This is a genomic window from Streptomyces sp. NBC_01294 (genome assembly GCF_035917235.1).
GTDB classification, from domain to species: Bacteria; Actinomycetota; Actinomycetes; order Streptomycetales; family Streptomycetaceae; genus Streptomyces; species Streptomyces caledonius.
Window position 1 is genome coordinate 912,104 of sequence record NZ_CP108423.1, and the last position, 16,312, is coordinate 928,415.

Annotated in this window: 16 protein-coding genes; 6 read left to right on the forward strand and 10 right to left on the reverse strand. The window is 72.4% G+C overall.

Features of this window, described 5'->3' with window-relative positions:
• Window positions 1-24 precede the first annotated feature (24 nt).
• A complete protein-coding gene (locus tag OG534_RS04445) occupies window positions 25-996 on the reverse strand; it encodes a helix-turn-helix transcriptional regulator (protein WP_326586753.1) in 972 nt (323 codons plus the stop codon).
• A 63-nt stretch (window positions 997-1,059) separates the two neighbouring features.
• On the opposite strand from OG534_RS04445, the gene OG534_RS04450 reads away from it, so the two are divergent.
• Window positions 1,060-2,205 carry an epoxide hydrolase family protein gene (locus tag OG534_RS04450; RefSeq protein WP_326586754.1) on the forward strand — a complete coding sequence of 382 codons (1,146 nt, stop codon included), beginning with the start codon at window positions 1,060-1,062 and terminating at the stop codon, window positions 2,203-2,205.
• A gap of 3 nt (window positions 2,206-2,208) precedes the next feature.
• On the opposite strand, the gene OG534_RS04455 is transcribed toward OG534_RS04450, so the two are convergent.
• Together OG534_RS04455 and OG534_RS04460 are read right to left on the reverse strand one after the other, a co-directional pair.
• Window positions 2,209-2,721, reverse strand: coding sequence for a GNAT family N-acetyltransferase (locus OG534_RS04455; protein WP_326586755.1), 513 nt, complete (start codon window positions 2,719-2,721; stop codon window positions 2,209-2,211).
• 83 nt (window positions 2,722-2,804) lie between these two features.
• Entirely contained in the window at window positions 2,805-3,233 is a 429-nt protein-coding gene (locus OG534_RS04460; protein ID WP_326586756.1) for an Rrf2 family transcriptional regulator, read from the reverse strand.
• A 420-nt stretch (window positions 3,234-3,653) separates the two neighbouring features.
• Between OG534_RS04460 and OG534_RS04465 the strand changes: the two genes are divergently transcribed.
• Complete coding sequence (locus OG534_RS04465) at window positions 3,654-4,208, forward strand: DM13 domain-containing protein (protein WP_326586757.1); 555 nt, start codon at window positions 3,654-3,656, stop codon at window positions 4,206-4,208.
• 248 nt (window positions 4,209-4,456) lie between these two features.
• Here the strand turns inward: OG534_RS04465 and OG534_RS04470 are convergent, their stop codons facing one another.
• The 3 genes from OG534_RS04470 to galT all read right to left on the reverse strand — a co-directional run bounded on the left by OG534_RS04470 (window position 4,457) and on the right by galT (window position 8,804).
• Window positions 4,457-6,373 (reverse strand): glycoside hydrolase family 5 protein, encoded by a 1,917-nt coding sequence (locus OG534_RS04470; RefSeq protein ID WP_326586758.1) that lies wholly within the window; start codon window positions 6,371-6,373, stop codon window positions 4,457-4,459.
• A 146-nt stretch (window positions 6,374-6,519) separates the two neighbouring features.
• On the reverse strand, window positions 6,520-7,740 hold the full coding sequence (gene galK, locus OG534_RS04475) for a galactokinase (RefSeq protein ID WP_326586759.1): 1,221 nt from the start codon (window positions 7,738-7,740) through the stop codon (window positions 6,520-6,522).
• Window positions 7,737-8,804 carry a galactose-1-phosphate uridylyltransferase gene (galT, locus tag OG534_RS04480; RefSeq protein WP_326586760.1) on the reverse strand — a complete coding sequence of 356 codons (1,068 nt, stop codon included), beginning with the start codon at window positions 8,802-8,804 and terminating at the stop codon, window positions 7,737-7,739. Before galT ends, galK begins: the two co-directional genes overlap by 4 nt.
• Window positions 8,805-8,899: 95 nt before the next feature.
• On the opposite strand from galT, the gene OG534_RS04485 reads away from it, so the two are divergent.
• Together OG534_RS04485 and OG534_RS04490 are read left to right on the forward strand one after the other, a co-directional pair.
• The gene (locus tag OG534_RS04485) at window positions 8,900-9,709 is read left to right on the forward strand and encodes a DeoR/GlpR family DNA-binding transcription regulator (RefSeq protein WP_326586761.1); all 810 of its coding nucleotides are present in this window, start codon (window positions 8,900-8,902) and stop codon (window positions 9,707-9,709) included.
• 204 nt (window positions 9,710-9,913) lie between these two features.
• The gene (locus tag OG534_RS04490) at window positions 9,914-11,038 is read left to right on the forward strand and encodes a CapA family protein (RefSeq protein WP_326586762.1); all 1,125 of its coding nucleotides are present in this window, start codon (window positions 9,914-9,916) and stop codon (window positions 11,036-11,038) included.
• A 76-nt stretch (window positions 11,039-11,114) separates the two neighbouring features.
• Here OG534_RS04490 and OG534_RS04495 read toward each other — a convergent pair whose 3' ends face one another.
• The gene (locus OG534_RS04495) at window positions 11,115-11,411 is read right to left on the reverse strand and encodes a hypothetical protein (RefSeq protein ID WP_326586763.1); all 297 of its coding nucleotides are present in this window, start codon (window positions 11,409-11,411) and stop codon (window positions 11,115-11,117) included.
• A 166-nt stretch (window positions 11,412-11,577) separates the two neighbouring features.
• Here OG534_RS04495 and OG534_RS04500 point away from each other — a divergent pair, with 166 nt between their 5' ends.
• Window positions 11,578-11,775 (forward strand): hypothetical protein, encoded by a 198-nt coding sequence (locus OG534_RS04500; RefSeq protein WP_326586764.1) that lies wholly within the window; start codon window positions 11,578-11,580, stop codon window positions 11,773-11,775.
• Window positions 11,776-11,844: 69 nt separating this feature from the next.
• On the opposite strand, the gene OG534_RS04505 is transcribed toward OG534_RS04500, so the two are convergent.
• From OG534_RS04505 to OG534_RS04515, 3 genes are all read right to left on the reverse strand, one after another.
• A complete protein-coding gene (locus OG534_RS04505) occupies window positions 11,845-13,908 on the reverse strand; it encodes a SpoIIE family protein phosphatase (RefSeq protein ID WP_326586765.1) in 2,064 nt (687 codons plus the stop codon).
• A 144-nt stretch (window positions 13,909-14,052) separates the two neighbouring features.
• Window positions 14,053-14,529, reverse strand: a complete 477-nt coding sequence (gene bfr / locus OG534_RS04510; protein ID WP_326586766.1) for a bacterioferritin — start codon at window positions 14,527-14,529, stop codon at window positions 14,053-14,055.
• Window positions 14,530-14,897: 368 nt separating this feature from the next.
• Window positions 14,898-15,548: a DUF4232 domain-containing protein gene (locus OG534_RS04515; RefSeq protein ID WP_326586767.1), complete on the reverse strand. Its 651-nt coding sequence runs from the start codon at window positions 15,546-15,548 to the stop codon at window positions 14,898-14,900.
• Window positions 15,549-15,830: 282 nt separating this feature from the next.
• Here OG534_RS04515 and OG534_RS04520 point away from each other — a divergent pair, with 282 nt between their 5' ends.
• Window positions 15,831-16,247: a VOC family protein gene (locus tag OG534_RS04520; RefSeq protein WP_326586768.1), complete on the forward strand. Its 417-nt coding sequence runs from the start codon at window positions 15,831-15,833 to the stop codon at window positions 16,245-16,247.
• The last annotated feature ends 65 nt before the right edge of the window (window positions 16,248-16,312 follow it).

The window sequence follows — 16,312 nt, forward strand, 5'->3', positions numbered from 1 at the left end:
CCGCCTCAGCGGGGCTCGGCGACCTCAGCCGGCAGGCTCCGTCGAGCGGGCGTAGCGGTCCGCGAGGCGGCGGAGGTGGGCGACCAGTTCCGCGGGTTCGGTGACCTCGAAGTCGAAGTCGAGCATGCCCAGGTGAACGGCGAGGCTCTGCACCGTGTCGGCACCGGTGACCAGGACACAAGTGCCGGCGTCGAGCGCCTCGACCGTGCCGACCGCGGGGTTGATCCGCTCGGCCACCGCCGCCGCCGGAGCGTGTACGGTCACCCGCGCGCCGTAGCGCCAGGCCGCGCTCGACACCCCCCGGGAGACGTACGCCGCGGCGTCGCCGCCCGGCAGTTCGCGCGGGGTGAAGCGCGGTCCGGTCGGGGTGCGGGGCTGGATCCGGTCGACCCGGAAGGTCCGCCAGTCCTCGCGCTCGACGTCCCACGCCACCAGGTACCAGCGCTGCCCCCAGTTCACCGCACGGTACGGCTCGACCACCCGGCGGGTGGGCGACCCGGCGTGGTCCAGGTAGTCGAAGCGCAGTCGTTCCCGGTCACGGCAGGCGGACACCAGGGCGGTCAGCACGTCCGCGGACACGGTCGGGGCCGGACGGTCGGCCGGTACGGTCACGGTGTAGGCCTGCATGGTTCGCACCCTGCGGCGCAGCCGCGAGGGCAGCACCTGCTCCAGCTTGGCGAGCGCCCGCAGCGAGGTCTCCTCGGTGCCGGGTACGGCGCCCTGCGTCGCCGCGGTGCGCAGGGCGATCGTCACCGCGACGGCCTCCTCGTCGTCGAGCAGCAGCGGGGGCATCGCGGCGCCGGCGCCGAGCCGGTAGCCGCCGGTGGCTCCGCGCGTGGCGTCCACCGGGTAGCCGAGTTCGCGCAGCCGGTCGATGTCGTTGCGCACGGTACGGCCGCTCACCCCCAGGCGCTCGGCCAGTTCGGATCCGGGCCAGGCCCGCGGGGTCTGCAGGAGGGAGAGCAGGCGCAGCAACCGTGCGGAGGTGTCCAGCATGAGGTCCAGCCTGTTCTGCCATTAGGAAGGCAACGTGCCTATATCGAGAATACTGTCGTATCCATGGAGAGCAGCAGCAACACCGACGCCCGGATCCACCCCTTCCGCATCGACGTCCCGCAGGACGAGCTCGACGACCTGCGCGACCGGCTGGCACGTACCCGCTGGGGCAGCGAGATCCCCGGCGCCGGCTGGAGCCGGGGTGTGCCCACCGCCTACCTCAAAGACCTGGCCGCGTACTGGGCCGACGGCTTCGACTGGCGCAAGGCGGAGGCGGAGCTCAACGAGTTCCCCCAGTTCACGACCGAGATCGACGGCCAGAACATCCACTTCCTCCACGTCCGTTCGCAGAACCCGGCGGCCGTCCCGCTGCTCCTGCTGCACGACTGGCCCTGCTCGTTCGTGCAGTTCGTCGAGGCCGTCCGGCCGCTGGCGCAGGACTTCCACGTCATCGTGACCTCCACGCCCGGCACCGGCTTCTCCGGTCCGCTGGGCGAGGCCGGCTGGAACACCGGCCGCATCGCGGGCGCGTTCGTCGAGCTGATGGACCGGCTCGGATACGGGTCCTACGGGGTCCAAGGAACGGGCGGCGGCGCCTGGATCGCCGCCGAGATGGGGCGCCGGGCACCCGACCGGATCATCGGCGTTCACGTCAACGGCCTGGTCACCTTCCCCTCCGGCGACCCGGCCGAATTCGACGGGCTGACCGCTTCCGAACAGGAACGACTGGCCCGGCTGGAGGACTTCCAGCAGGACAAGATGGGCTTCAACGCCATCCAGTCCACCCGCCCGCAGACCCTCGCCTACGGCCTGCACGACTCGCCGGTCGGCCAACTCGCCTGGATCACCGAGAAGTTCAAGGAGTGGACGGACCCCGCCACGGAGCTCCCCGAGGACGCCGTGGGCCGCGACCGCCTGCTGACCAACGTCAGCGTCTACTGGTTCAGCGGCACGGCGGGCTCCTCGGCGAACCTGTACTACGAGTCGGGCCACGACCCGAGCGCCTGGGCCCCGAAGCCGCGCGGCACCGTCCCGACCGGCGTGGCCGTCGCCCTGCACACCGACATCGCCATCCGCCGCTTCGCCGAGCGGGACCACAACATCACCCACTGGACCGAGCTGGAGCGCGGCGGCAACTTCCTTTCGCTGGAGCAGCCCGAGGCTTTCGTCACCGACGTCCGCGCCTTCTTCGGCACGCTGGGCAGCTGACCCCTACGGTCGGGGCCGGGCGGCGAAGCCGTCCCGGCCCAGGGCGTAGACGGTGCAGGGGCGGTCGAGGACGGTGTCCTCGCGCAGGGGTGTGAACCCGAGGCGCCAGGCGACGGCGGAGGACGCGCTGTTGCCGTGGTGGATCATGGCGGTGATCCGCTGGAGCCCCAGGGAGCCGAAGCCCCGCGCGAGAACGGCCCGGGCCGCTTCCGTGGCGTAGCCCTGCCCCCAGTGGGAGCGGGCGAAGATCCAGCCGATCTCGGTCTCGCCGAACTGCTCCCACCAGTTGAGGCCGCAGCGTCCCACCGCCTCGCCGGTGCCGCGCAGTTCGACGGCGCACAGGCCGTGGCCGCGGCGGGTCCACTGCTGCTGTATCTCGCGCAGGCGCGCCGCGGCCTGCTCCCGGGTGTAGCCGCCGACGAACCGGTTGACCTCCTCGTCGGCGTGCAGGCGCACCCACCAGTCGGTGTCGGCGTCGGTGAGGGGGCGCAGCCGGAGGCGGTCCGTGGTGATCACTTGGTTCAGTCCTTGGTGAGGGAGTCCGCCGTGTCCGGACTCCGGTTTCAGAAGCTCAGGGCTCACGGTTCAGGGTTCACGGTTCACGCGACCGTCTCTCTCAGCACGTCGGCGACGGTGACGGCGGCCAGTTCGGCCTTCATCGACTCCTCCGCGCGGCCGTACGCCTCGCGCAGCACGGGCGGGATCCCCCGCGCCACGGGGCACTCCTGGTTGGGGGTCGCCGCGTGCAGCGCGATGAGCGGATCAGGCTCGACGGCGAGGTAGACGTCCCTCAGCGTGATCGTCTCCGGCGCTCGCGCCAGCCTCCAGCCGGCGCCCTGGCCGCGCTGCGAGACGACCAGGCCCGCGTCGCGCAGGCTGCCGAGGACGCGGCGGATGACGACGGGATTGGTGTTGACGCTGGATGCGATCTGGTCGGACGTCACGATGTGGTCGGGCCGCCCGGGGCAGACCAGGGCCATCCAGGTCAGCGCGTGCGTGGCCACGGTCATCCGACTGCTCGCACCCATGGATCCTCCGCTCCGCCGCGATCTGTGGCGCCTGTTGCCCCTCGCCTGTGTCGCAACTGATTCTGTTACGACACAGGGCCGTGTGTCCAGCCCCGGCGGCGGGTGGCCCATCCGGCGGCGTGTCCATCGGCGGACGGCAGGCGCGGTCCGGTGCCGCCGCCTACCGTGGCCCGATGAACCCACGCACAGCCCTGCCGGCCCGCGCCTTCGGCGACGACCCGGTCCTGGTGTGGATGGTCCCCTCCGCGGTGCAGGAGCCGCCGATCCGGCTGCCGGACGGCTGACCGCCCCTCCGGTCCATGTGGCGCGACGCCGGCCCCGGTAGGTGACGACCAGGAGGTGACGTGGTGCGGGTCCGCCAGGCACCGGCGGGGCATGGTGTTCGTCGTCAGGGACGGGACGCGGGAGCGGAGTACGACCGTGGTACGTGGAAGCAGTGGAAGCAGGTGGCGGCGCAGGCCGCTGGTCATCGGCGCATTGATCGTGCTGGCCGCCGGGCTGGCACTCGGGCTCTATTGGTTCGAGCCCTGGAAACTGTGGGTGGACCGCACGGTCGAGGAGGCCCTGCCCAGCACCTCGGCCGCCCCTTCGGTCTCCGGCACGGCCACCCCGGCTCCGGGACCGGTGACGGTCGCGCAGGGCACGCTCATCAGCCACGAGCACACCACCACCGGCACCGTCAGGCTCCTGCGCCTCGCCGACGGCTCGCACGTCCTGCGGCTGGAGGACCTCGACACCAGCAACGGACCGGATCTGAGGGTGTGGCTGACCGATGCGCCCGTCAAGGAGGGCCGGGAAGGCTGGCATGTGTTCGACGACGGCGAGCACATCAGCCTGGGAGCACTCAAAGGCAACAAGGGTGACCAGAACTACGCGGTCCCGCCCGAAGTGAACCCAGCCGACTACACGAGCCTCTCCATCTGGTGCGACCGCTTCGACGTCTCCTTCGGAGCAGCCCGGCTGGACCGGCCGTAGGGGGTGCAGGCCGATCAGGCCGGGCCGAGGCGGCCGGGAGCCGGCCGGACCGGGTGATGACGGGCGGGGCGTGTCCGTCGTACGCCCTCCGCGCCCGCTTTCGCGGGCGCGACGTCACCACCCGGCACGATCGCCGGCCGCCGGCTCTCCGACCCGACCGTCACGGTGCGGCGGAAGTCAGCCTCGTTCCGGAGGCGTCGGCTGCGGCAGACGCGCCGGTTGCGGCCGTCGTCGCCGGGTCGCGGCGCTCACAGCTTGCGGCACAGCAGGGCGTCCGGCGTCTTGCCCTTGGCCCATGCGCCGGTGAAGGCGAGGCCCGCGGCGTACTCGTCCGTTGCGCACTGCCCCTTGTGGTTGCCGTACGCGAACTCTCCGCCCGGGCCACCGGCCGGCCGGTTGTCGCCCCGGTCGAACCAGACCGTACGGCCGTTCGTGCCGAGGGGCCTGCCCGCCCGGGCGCACAGGACCGCCGAGACCGCCTGGCCCCGCACGCTGTAGCCGGTCATGAACTGGCCCGGCCCGCACTGGTACTTGGTGTACCCGGACGCCCAGTCGCCCTGCTGTACGTGGCGTTCGTCGCGCACGGCGCTCGCCTCCGGATCGGGGGACGCCAGACCTGCGGCCCCTGCGTCGGTGCACAGGCCGCGCCCGTCGCGGTGCGCCAGGCCGACGAGCCGCTGTCCGTCGGGGCACACCCCCTTGCGGGCTCCCTGGTCCCAGTCCGGGAGCGTCCGCATGTGCGCCGACTGGACCGCGTCGGCGTGGTCGAGGTTGAGCATGTCCCAGGTGTCGGCGACGGCGACCGGCCCGCGCTTCTCCGGCGAGGTGACGAGCCGGTTCCAGTCGGCGGCGCGCCAGTCACCGCCGTCCAGGATCCCGGAACGGCGGCCCGTCGCATCGAAGTCGAGGACCGACCAGGTGCCGTGTCCGGCCCAGCCGACCAGGGGCCAGTAGGCGAAATCGGTGTCGTTGGCGATCAGGTGGTCCACGAAGTTTCCGAACCAGGCGCGTGCCTGCGGGTTGGTCTCGTCACTGCCGATGCCGAACTCGCTGATCCACAGGGGTGCGGTGAAGTGACCGCCCGATGCGGAGGTGACGAAGAACGCCTGGCGCTGCAGGGTCGCGAACAGGTCTTCGCGGGAGAGTTCCTGGTACCGCGGGTCGTGGGTCTCCCCCATGCCGGTCGCGCCCGTGTGGTTCGGGCCGGTGTAGCCGTAGAAGTGCGCCGCGTACACCAGCTTGTTCGAGGCGACGAGGGTGTGGGACACGGTCCGTACGGGTTCGAGCGTGGGACGCCAGTGGGGCAGCCCGTCGGCCGGGATCCCCTGCCAGTTGATGCCTTCGACGACGATCAGCAGGTCGGGGTTGGCCTCGGTGAGGAGGCGGTCGCCGAGGCGCTGGGACGCGGCCCACCAGTCGTGGCCGTTGCCCCAGTTCCAGTTGGCGTCGTCGGTGACGGTGCGGCGGACCTCGTTGTAGAGGTCGGCGCCGACGACGCGCTTGTTGTCCTTGTAGCGGCGGGCCAGGCCGATCCAGTCGTCCTCCCACTGCGCGGTGGACTGGCTGGTGTTCCAGCGTTCGTTGCCGTCCAGGCCGCAGCAGAAGCGCGAGGTGATGGTGTGGTTGTTGAGGATCACCGCGAAGCCCTCGGCCGTGGTGGCGGCGATGACGGCGTCGAAGACCTGGAGCGGGGTCTTGCCGCGCAGCTGCGGGTTGGCGGCGACCGAGGCGTCGGACACCGGACGCTGATCGTGCAGCATCTCGTTCGAGTACGGCAGTCGGATGCTGTTGATGCCGAGTTCGTGGAACCCGGCGAGGATCCGCGGGATCGGCGCACGGTCCAGGCCGAGCGGCATCTGGTCGGCCTTCTCGCCGTCGTGGTGGCTGGCCGGGTCGTTGATGTCGCCCGAGCCGCTCCAAGTGCCTTGTGCTCCTTGCCAGTTCGCCGACTTGAGTTTGAAGCGGTTGCCGTCGGCGTCGACGACGTAGCGGCCCCGGGTGCTGAGGGGCGGACGCCAGGAGTCGGCCAGGACGGCCGACGAGCCGGGTGCCGCTGGTATCGCGGGTGCCGCTGGTATGGCGGGTGCCGCGGCGGCCGGTGCGGCGGCGAGCTCTCCGAGCAGGAGCGCCGCGGCGAGTGCCGCCGGTAACAGGGGTCTTCTCACGGTGTCTTCCTCCGGGTGACCTGGGGGTGGACGTGCCGGGTGGAGCGGGTGGTGCGGGTGGAGCCTGAGCGGTGGCGCGGTCGTACGCTCGACTGCCGTCGCTGCCGGGGACGGCCACGCCCCGCGGTTCGAGGGGCGGCGCCCGGCTACCGCGTCCCGAGGCGGCGGGCGCCCGCGGCGGCGGTGACCGTGAGGATACGCGGGAGGCGGTGACCGGCGGCGGCGAAGGCGGCCGTGACGGCCCCGCCCACCGCGCTCTCCCGTCCGGCCTCCACCAGGGCGATGACGGAGCCCCCGAAGCCGCCTCCCGTCATCCGGGCGCCGAGTGCCCCGGCGTCCACGGCAGCCGCCACGGCGAGGTCGGTCTCCGGACAGGAGACGCGGTAGTCGTCGCGGAGCGAGGCGTGGCCGTGGGTGAGGATCGGGCCGAGCGCCGCGGCGTTCCCCTCCCGCAGCCGCGAGACGGCTTCGGTGACGCGGTCGTTCTCGGTCACCACGTGGCGGACCAGCGGGACGAGTTCCGCCGGCAGGGCGTCCAGGGCCCGCGGGAGCTCCCCGGCGGACAGGTCGCGCAGGGCGGTCAGGCCGAGCAGCGCGGCGGCGCGTTCACAGCCCGCGCGCAGGGCGGCGTACGCCCCGTCCCCGAGGTCGTGGGTGACCCGGGTGTCGATCACCAGCAGCCGCAGCCCCTGGCCCCGCAGGTCGAAGGGCACCTGCCGGTGGTCCTCCGGGGTGCGGGCGTCGAGATGGAGCGCGGCGCCGGCGGTGCAGCAGACCGAGGCCATCTGGTCCATGATCCCGCAGGGCACGCCGGCGAACCCGTTTTCCGCGCGCTGGGCGGTCCGGGCCAGTTCGGGCCCGGGCAGGCACAGTCCGTACAGCTCGTCGTAGGCGATGGCGACCGCGCACTCCAGCGCGGCGGAGGAGGAGAGGCCCGCGCCGGTGGGAACCGTGCTGTCGAAGTGGAGGTCGGCGCCCCCGACCGGGTGTCCCGCCTCGGCGAGTGCCCAGACCACGCCGGCCGGGTAGGCGGCCCAGCCCGTCACGGCGCCGGGGGCCAGCGCGGCCACGGCCAGGTCGGTGATCCGGCCGTCGCCCTGCGCGCTGTGCAGCCGCAGCCGTCCGTCCGTACGGCCGCGGGCGGCGAGCAGCGTGGTCTGCGGGAGGGCGATCGGGAGGGCGAAACCGTCGTTGTAGTCGGTGTGTTCGCCGATCAGGTTGACCCGGCCCGGCGCCGCCCAGACCCCGTCCGGGGCCACGCCGAAGAGCCGCCGGAAGGTGTCCGCGACCCGGTCCCGACGGTTGCCGTCGGCATCGGCGACGGCATCGGCGTCGCCGTCGCCGTCGCGCTGAACGGTCCCGTTCACGACAGGGCCTCCCGGAGTCGCCGCGCGGCCGCCTCGGGGGCCACGTCGTTGATGAACGCTTCCGTCCCGGACTCCGTCCCGGCGAGGAACTTCAGCTTGTCGGGAGACCGGCGGACGGTGAACAGTTCCAGGTGCAGGGCCAGTTCCTCGCCGTGGGTGCGGGGCGCCTGGTGCCAGGCGGAGACGTACGGGGTGGGAGCCGGCCCCTGCGGCCGCCCCGGTACGGGGAAGAGCCGGTCGAACCGGCGCAGCAGATCCAGGTAGATGCCGGGGAACTCGGCCCGCTCGGCCTCGGTCAGGCGGGTCAGATCGCGAACGCGGCGGTGCGGGTAGAGGTGCACCTCGTACGGCCAGCGGGCGGCGTACGGCACGAAGGCGGTCCAGTGCTCCCCGGCCGTCACCACCCGCTCGGTGGCGGCGCGGGCGCCCGCCAGCAGGTCCTCGAAGAGGTTGCGTCCGGTGGCGGCGCGGTGGGCGGCCGCGGCGGCGGTCATCTTGGCGGTGCGCGGCGTGACGAAGGGGAAGGCGTAGATCTGGCCGTGCGGGTGGGCGAGGGTCACCCCGATCTCGGCCCCCCGGTTCTCGAAGCAGTACACCTGCTCGACGCCCGGGAGGGCGGAGAGTTCCGCGGTGCGGTCGGTCCACGCGTCCAGGACCAGGCGGGCGGCGGACGGGGTGAGGTCGGCGAAGCAGGCCTCGTGTTCCGGGGTGAAGCACACGACTTCGCAGCGTCCGGCCTCGCCCGCGAGGGAGGGGAAGCGGTTCTCGAAGACGGCCACCGCGTAGTCGGCGGCGGGGATCTCACCGAGCCGGCCGTCCCGGGAGGGGCAGAGCGGGCACTCGCCGGCGGGCGGGTGGTAGGTCCGGCCCTGGCGGTGGGCGGCGATCGTGATCCAGTCACCGGTCGCCTCGTCCCGCCGCAGTTCCGGCCGGCTGTCGACGCGATCCAGCGGGCGCAGGTCGGGCGCGTCGCGCACGGCGCTGTCGTCGCGGTCGTCGTCGTGGTCGTGGTCGAAGTAGATCAGTTCGCGGCCGTCCGCGAGTTTCGCGAGGGTCTTCTTCACCCACCAAGACTAAACAGATTCCACAGAAAACAACATCACTCGCGTGTTATGTTGTTGCTTCCTGACCGGATTCCCCGATCCCCGGGAGTGACCTCGTGGCCGAGCAGGCAGCGCAGCTGGCCCATCAGCGTCGCGCGTTCATCCTCGACGCGGTCCGGCGCGACGGCACGGTACGGGTGGCGGACCTGGTCGGACAGCTCGGCGTCTCGGACATGACGATCCGCCGGGACCTGGACGCCCTCGCCCGGCGCGGCGCCGTGGAGAAGGTCTACGGCGGGGCCGTCGCCACCGCCGGGACCAGCGGGCACGAGCCCGGATTCGACGCCAAGTCCGGTCGGGAGGCGGCCGCCAAGGCCGCCATCGCGGCGACGGCCGCGACCCTGGTGGAACCGGGCAGCGTCGTCGCGCTCTCGGGCGGCACCACCGTGCACGCGGTCGCCGCCCGGCTGCTCGGCGTCCCGCGGCTCACGATCGTCACCAACTCCCTCCCGGTGGCCGACCTGGTGCGGGCCGCCGGCCAGGGCGGCGGGGACGCGGCCCCCACCCTGCTGCTCACCGGGGGCTCCCCCACGCCCTCGGCCGCGCTGGTCGGCCCGCTCGCCGACCTGGTGATCGGATCCCTCCACGTGGACCTGCTCGTCCTCGGCGCGCACGGGGTGACGGAAGAGGCCGGACTGACCACCCCCAACCTCACCGAGGCCCAGACCAACCGGGCCCTGGTCGCCTCGGCGCGGCGGATCGCCGTCGTGGCCGACCACAGCAAGTGGGGCGTGGTCGGGCTCAGCGGATTCGCGGCGCTGGAGCAGGCCGACTGGTTCGTGACCGACCCGGGCATGCCCGCCCCGGCCCGCGCCGTCCTCACGGAGACGGTGGGTGAACTCCTCGTCGCGGGCGAGGAGCAGTGAGCGCGGCCCACGGCGGCGCGCCCCGCTTAGGGCGTGTCTTCCGGATCTTGCCGGGCCCGCGCTGCCCGGCACCGCACCTCGCCGCGCTGCCGGGGCTCCCCAGTACGTCCAGTACGAGCGGAGCACCTCCGCCTTGCGATGCACGGCACCGGACAACGCGGGCTCGGCCGACAAGATCCGAAAGACACGCCCTAGCCTGGAGGGATGGGCGGTGCACCCGTGACGCTGTTCCTCGCCGGCGATGTGATGCTCGGCCGCGGCGTCGACCAGATCCTTCCGCACCCCGGTGATCCCGCGCTGCCGGAGGCGTACGTGACCGATGCCCGTACGTACGTCGAGCTGGCGGAGGCGGTGAACGGCACGATTCCGCGCCGGGCGCCGTTCTCCTGGCCCTGGGGAGAGGCGCTGGGCCTCCTCGACGCGGCCGCGCCCGACGCCCGGATCATCAACCTGGAGACGTCCGTCACCCGGAGTGAGGACATCGCCCCCGGCAAGGCGGTCCACTACCGCATGCACCCCGCCAACCTGCCCTGCCTGGCCGCCGCCCGTCCCGATGTCTGCGCCCTGGCCAACAACCACGTCCTGGACTACGGCCGCCGCGGACTGGCCGAGACGCTGGACGCGCTCGCCGCCGCAGGCCTGCGATCGGCCGGTGCGGGCCACGACCTCGCCGCGGCGCAGCGGCCCGTGGCCCACTCCCTGCCGGGGGGCCGGCGCCTGCTGGTGTTCTCACTGGGGACGGCGTCGAGCGGGATCCCCCACGACTGGGCGGCCACCGCGGACCGGAGCGGGGTCGATTTCGTCGACGAGGCCTCGGACGCGGCCGCGGCCGCGGTGGCCGCCCGCATCCGGCGGGCCAAGCGGTCCGGCGACCTCGCGGTCGTCTCGATCCACTGGGGTTCCAACTGGGGCCACGCCGTCCCGCGCGACCAGGTCCGCTTCGCGCACGCGCTCGTCGACGGCGGCGCGGACGTCGTCCACGGGCACTCCTCGCACCATCCGCGCCCGTTCGAGGTGTACCGGGGACGTCCCGTCCTGTACGGCTGCGGCGACCTGATCGACGACTACGAGGGCATCGGCGGCCACGAGCGGTACCGGGACGACCTGCGCGTGCTGTACTTCGTCGTCCTGGAGCCCGACACCGGGCGGCTCGACCACGCCCGCCTCGTCCCCGTGCAGGCCCACCGGATGCGCCTGCGCCGCGCCGCGCGGGAGGACTGCGGCTGGCTCCACGAGGTCCTCGCCCGCACCAGCCGCGCTTTCGGCACCCGCATCACCCGCGACCCGGACGGCACCACCTTGACCGTCCGCCCGCCGCGAGGGCCCTGAGGCCGCCCCCCACATGGCGGTCCTCACATGGCGGTCCTCACGTGGCGGTCCTCACACCCCGGCCCTCACATCCCGGTCATCCTCCGGGAAGGGTGAGTGCGCCTCCGCGGCAGAAGCTCTCCCGCTCCTCGACGACGTAGGGGGCCATGACCTCGCGCCGCCGCTCCTCCGCCTCGGAGGACCGCCAGGCGTCGCACGCCTCCCTGGAGTCCCAGAGCGACACTCCGGTGATCTCCTGCCCGTCCTCGGACCAGTACGCGAACGCGCCGCGGATGCCGTCGGGGTGGGAACCCGGGCGCCACGCCCTCTCGAACTCCTCCAGGGTGCCCGCCTTGATCCGGCGCGTCGTCACCCAGACAAATTGCTCCTCCATGGCAGCCTCCTCCAGCGCGGGGACCGGCCCGCCCCGCCTCTCTGACCACCGTAGGTCCGTGCGGACGCTTCCGCCTCCGAGCCCACCGCTCCCGCCGGCGGGTGGCGAGAGATGACAAAACGGTCACGCCCCGCCACACCTGGGGCAGCAGAATCGTTGGCTCAGCATGCAGGAGACGACTTTCGCCAAGCAGGCAGCAGCCCGGGTCCCGCAGCCCCTCCGGCCGTACTGGGAGGGGTCCGACTCGCCGATCTACGACCGGCTGGAGCGCGAGTGGATGCGCGCCGGGCGGACGGTGCCCAGGCCGGTGGGGCCTCCCGGCTGGCGCCGGGTGGACGGGAAGGACCAGATCGGCCGGACCTGAACCGTCACCCCACCGGCCGCCACCGGCCCCCCCACCGGCCCCCCGGGCTCCGAGGCGGAGAACGGTGCCTCAAGGGGCCCGGCGGACGCGGGCGAGGACCAGGACCGTGTCGTCGGTCGGCGGGTCGGGCAGCAGGCGCGCGAGGATGCGGTCGGCCATCGCCTCCAACGGCCCTGGCTCCCCGGCCAGTTCGACGCGCAGCGCCTCCAGGCCTGCCTCGATGTCCCGGCCGCGCGCCTCGATGAGGCCGTCGGTGTACAGGGCGAGAACCGCCTGGTCGGGGAGCTCGACCTCGGTCGTCCGGAACGGGCTGCCGCCGACGCCGAGGGGAACGCCCAAGACCTCGTCGAGGGTCTCCACGGTGCCGTCCGGCCGGAGTACGAGGGGTGGGGGGTGGCCGGCGCTGGCGATGCGGGCGCGTCCGTTCCGCGGGTCGTAGACGATGTACAGGCACGTCGCCAGCTCGATGCCGGCCTCCTGGGCGCACGCGTCGAGCTCCGTGAGCAGCTCGTCGGGCTCGCTGTCGTGCCGGGCCAGCGCCTTGGTGGTGATGCGCAGGCGGCCCATCGCGGCGGCGGCCGACACCCCGTGCCCCATCACGTCGCCCACCACGAGCACGACCCGGCCGTCGGGCAGGCTGATCACGTCGTACCAGTCGCCGCCGACCTCGGTGATCCGGCTGCCGGGCTCGTACCGGTGGGCCACGTCCACGTACGGGCCGGTCGCCAAGGCGGTGGGCAGCAACGCCCGCTGCAGGGTGAGCGCGATGTCCTGGACGCGGCTGTAGAGGCGGGCGTTGTCCAGACAGATCGCGGCGCGCGAGGCGAGCTCGCCGGCCAGGCTGACGTCGTCCGGGGTGAAGGCCGGCCGGCCGGTGGACCGGCCGAACATGGCGATGCCCTGGACCGTGCCCCTGGCGATGAGCGGGGCGACGAGGACGCAGGCCAGCCCGCTCTCGACCATGAGCCGTGCGCGCGACTCGATGACGACGGTCCGGGCCACGAACTCCTCGTTCACCACGGCGGAGATGGCGCGCCCGCTCTGCAGCATGTCGTGGATGACGGAGCCGGGCGGATACCGCACCGTCTCCACCCCGCTCACGAGCTCGGTGGCCGGAGGGGGCAGGATCGTCCCGGAGGCGATCCGGCGGGTGAACAGCGGCCGCCCCGGATCAAAGTCCTCCGTCTCGTCCATCCACTCCACGACCTCGACCACGGCGCCGTCGCAGAAGTCCGGCATCGACGCGTCGACCAGTTCCTGGGCGGTGACGTTCACGTCCAGGGTGGTCCCGATGCGCGTGGAGGCGCCGTCCAGCAGAGCCAGCCGCCTCCGGCCGGCGGTGGCTTCCAGGATGGCCTGTTCCCGGTCCGTGACGTCCACCATCAGCCCGCCCACTCCGGGGCGCGAGCCGACGGCCTGGCTGAGGGGGAAGAAGCTCACCGACCGGACCTGGTCGCGGTCCGGATGCCCCCGCGGGCGCATGCCCACCAGCGTCCCGACGACGGGCGCTCCGCCCAGGGCGACGGCGCGGAGCATGCGCCGGAACTCGCCGCCGTCGGACATGATCATGAATTCGTCCGTGTGGCGCCCGAGGTGGGCCTCGATCGGCAGGCCGTCCATGTCGGCGAGCGCCTGGTTGAGGTGGACGTACCGGAGGTCCTCGTCCAGCATGACCAGGCCGATGGGGCAGGTCTCGAAGAGGGCGTCGAGGAAGGCCAGGTTGGTCTTGACCCGGTCGAGCTCGTCGCTGCGGCTCGCGAGGACCATCACCACCGAAGGGCCTCCGGATCCGGTCACGGAGAAGGCCCGGAAGCCGCAGTCGAAGACGGTGCCGTCACGGTGCCGGGCGGGCAGCCGCCCCCTCCAGTACCCCTGGGTCCGGCCGAGCCCGGTGAGGCGGGCGCACGGGTCGGGGGTTCCCGGGGGCGCGTCGGTGAAGAGGACGGCGCCGGGCTTCGACAGGACGTCCGTGGAGTCGTGCCCGAAGAGGTCCCGCGCGCCGGGACCCCAGTAGCAGACGCGGTCGTCGTCATCGATGCCGAGGACGGCCACGGGCACGTGTTCGAGCAGCGTCCCCGGCTCCGACCAGAACGGGCCGTGGGACGCCTCGCCCCCCGGCCGAGCCGATGGCACGAGTTGTCCCCTTCCGCCCGCCGTTCTTTTTCCGCCCGTCGCACTTTCCAACCATTATGCGGACAGAAGGGGTTTTCCGCGGCAGCAGGGCACCCCTGGCCGCCTGCCGGCCGGTCCGGGCCGTACCAGGTGGGGCATGCCGGGTCAGCTCTCGGGCTGTCCGAGCCGGGCGAGGTAGAGGGGCTCGCCCAGCTTCTCGACGAGCTCCAGCTGTGCGTCGAGGTGGTCGACGTGGCGCTCCTCGTCGACGAGGATCGCCTCGAAGAGGTTCGCCGAGGTGACGTCGCCCTTGGCGCGCATGACCTCGATGCCGCGCCTGAGCCGGTCGATCGCCTCCAGCTCGACCTCGCGGTCCACCTGGAACATCTCGGTGACCGTCTGCCCCACCAGCACGGCGAAGAGCCGCTGGTAGTTGGGCAGTCCGTCGAGCAGGAGGATGCGCTCGGTCAGGACCTCCGCGTGACGCATCTCGTCGAACGACCCGCGCCGGGTCGAGGCGGCGAGCTTGGTCCAGCCGTTGCTCTCCTGCACCTTGGAGTGGAGGAAGTACTGGTTGATCGCGGTCAGCTCCGCGGTCAGCTGCTCGTTGAGGAACTCGATGACCTCGGGGTCGCCCTGCATGACACGTCGCCTCCCGGAGAGGCCGACTCACCCGCCACCCCTCGAACCGGCCCGGACACCATGACCACCCCTGCTTCGACGATATCCCGGCCCCCATCGCGGCGCCCCACCTCACGCCGAGGATCCGCAGGCGCCACACTCTGCCCGCGTATTGGCTGGCAAATGCTGGCTGCTATGGCGATTTTGCCTCTTGGATGATTAACTTGCGACTGTTGGTTGACCAGCCGCGGCCACCATCCTCCGGGACTGCTTGGCGGCTCTCGCAGTCACGGAGCGGCCTGCCACGGGGAGCCCCTGCGCGCCGATCGCGGTGTTCGGCGCGCAGGGGCTTCGCCGTTGCCGGGCGGCGCGCATGCGCGGGGCAGCAGCTACAGGCTGAGGGCGTCCTCCGCGTTGTCCATCCACGCGGTGACGGAGTTCTTGTCGGGCGAGACGTACAGGCCGGGGGTCGACGCCTTGAGCGGTGTCTGCTCCAGGTCGGACTCGGTGTTCAGGGTCAGCTCGATCGAGCCGACGGTCTTCCCCTTGCCGTCGTTCGCGCCGCCCATGAGGCCGGCGTAGGCCGACTCGCCCGGGTCGAGCCGGATCGCGTCCTCGATGACGGGGGCCGCACCCCGCTCCGTGGCCTGCCCGTCCAGATCGCCGAAGGTCACGACCGGATGCCCCAGGGCCTTGCACGCCTTGGTGCCCTTGTTGGTGATCTTCAGCAGGTAGCTGCTCGTCGTCGGCTCCGCCAGGGTCGCCGTGAACTTCACGTCGAACGTGCTGCACGGGAAGACGTCGAAGTCGGAGCCGGGCGAGGGCGACACAGGCTTCGACGGCTTCACGGACTTCGTCGGCTTCGCCGGGGTGGCGGAGCCCGCCGGGCTCGGGGAACTCGTCGGGGTCGCGGACTGCGTCGGGGTCGTGGTCGGCTGCTCGGGCCCGCCCGCCGCGCCGTCCTCGGAGGGACCACAGGCGGTCAGGGCCAGTGCGGATACGGCGGCAAGGACGACGGCGGCTCTGCGAACGGTGCTCATGGCGTGGTACCCCCGAGGAGAGGCGCGGAACGCGCCGGGCTGGAACGGGCCGGGACGGGCTGGGCTGAACTGGAATGGAATGGGCCTGGATGGGCTGGGACGGACCGGGCCGGAATGGCCTGAGCGGGCCGGCCTGAGCACCAGCGTCCCGCAGAACCTTCACAACTTGGTGACGGCGCGTTCCCGAGTCCACCACGACCCCCGGGGAGTCGCTCCGACCGGTGGCGCCATATCGCCTAATCTGGCGCAAAAATGACACATCATCACGAAGAGGAGATTGTCATGGCTTCTCGCCTCAACCCCTACATCAGCTTCAACGGCGACGCCCGGCAGGCCATGGAGTTCTACGAGGGGGTCTTCGGCGGAACCCTGAGGATGCACACGTACGCGGACTTCGGCGAGAAGCAGGCCGGGGACGCCGCCGACAAGATCATGCACGGCATGCTCGAGACCACCGGCGGCTTCACGCTCATGGGCGCCGACAACCCGCCGGGGACGGAGTACACGCCCGGAAACAACATCTCGGTGAGCCTGAGCGGGGAGGACGCCGACGAGCTGCGCGGCTACTGGGACAAGCTCTCCGGCAACGGCACGGTCTCGGTCCCGCTGGAGAAGCAGATGTGGGGCGACGTCTTCGGCATGTGCACGGACCGCTTCGGCATCACCTGGATGGTCAACATCAACCAGCCGCAAACCTGATCGGGCCGCTGCCCGCGCCGCGCCGGGTCACCTTCCGAGGTGGCGCTCCGACCCTTCCAAGGTGG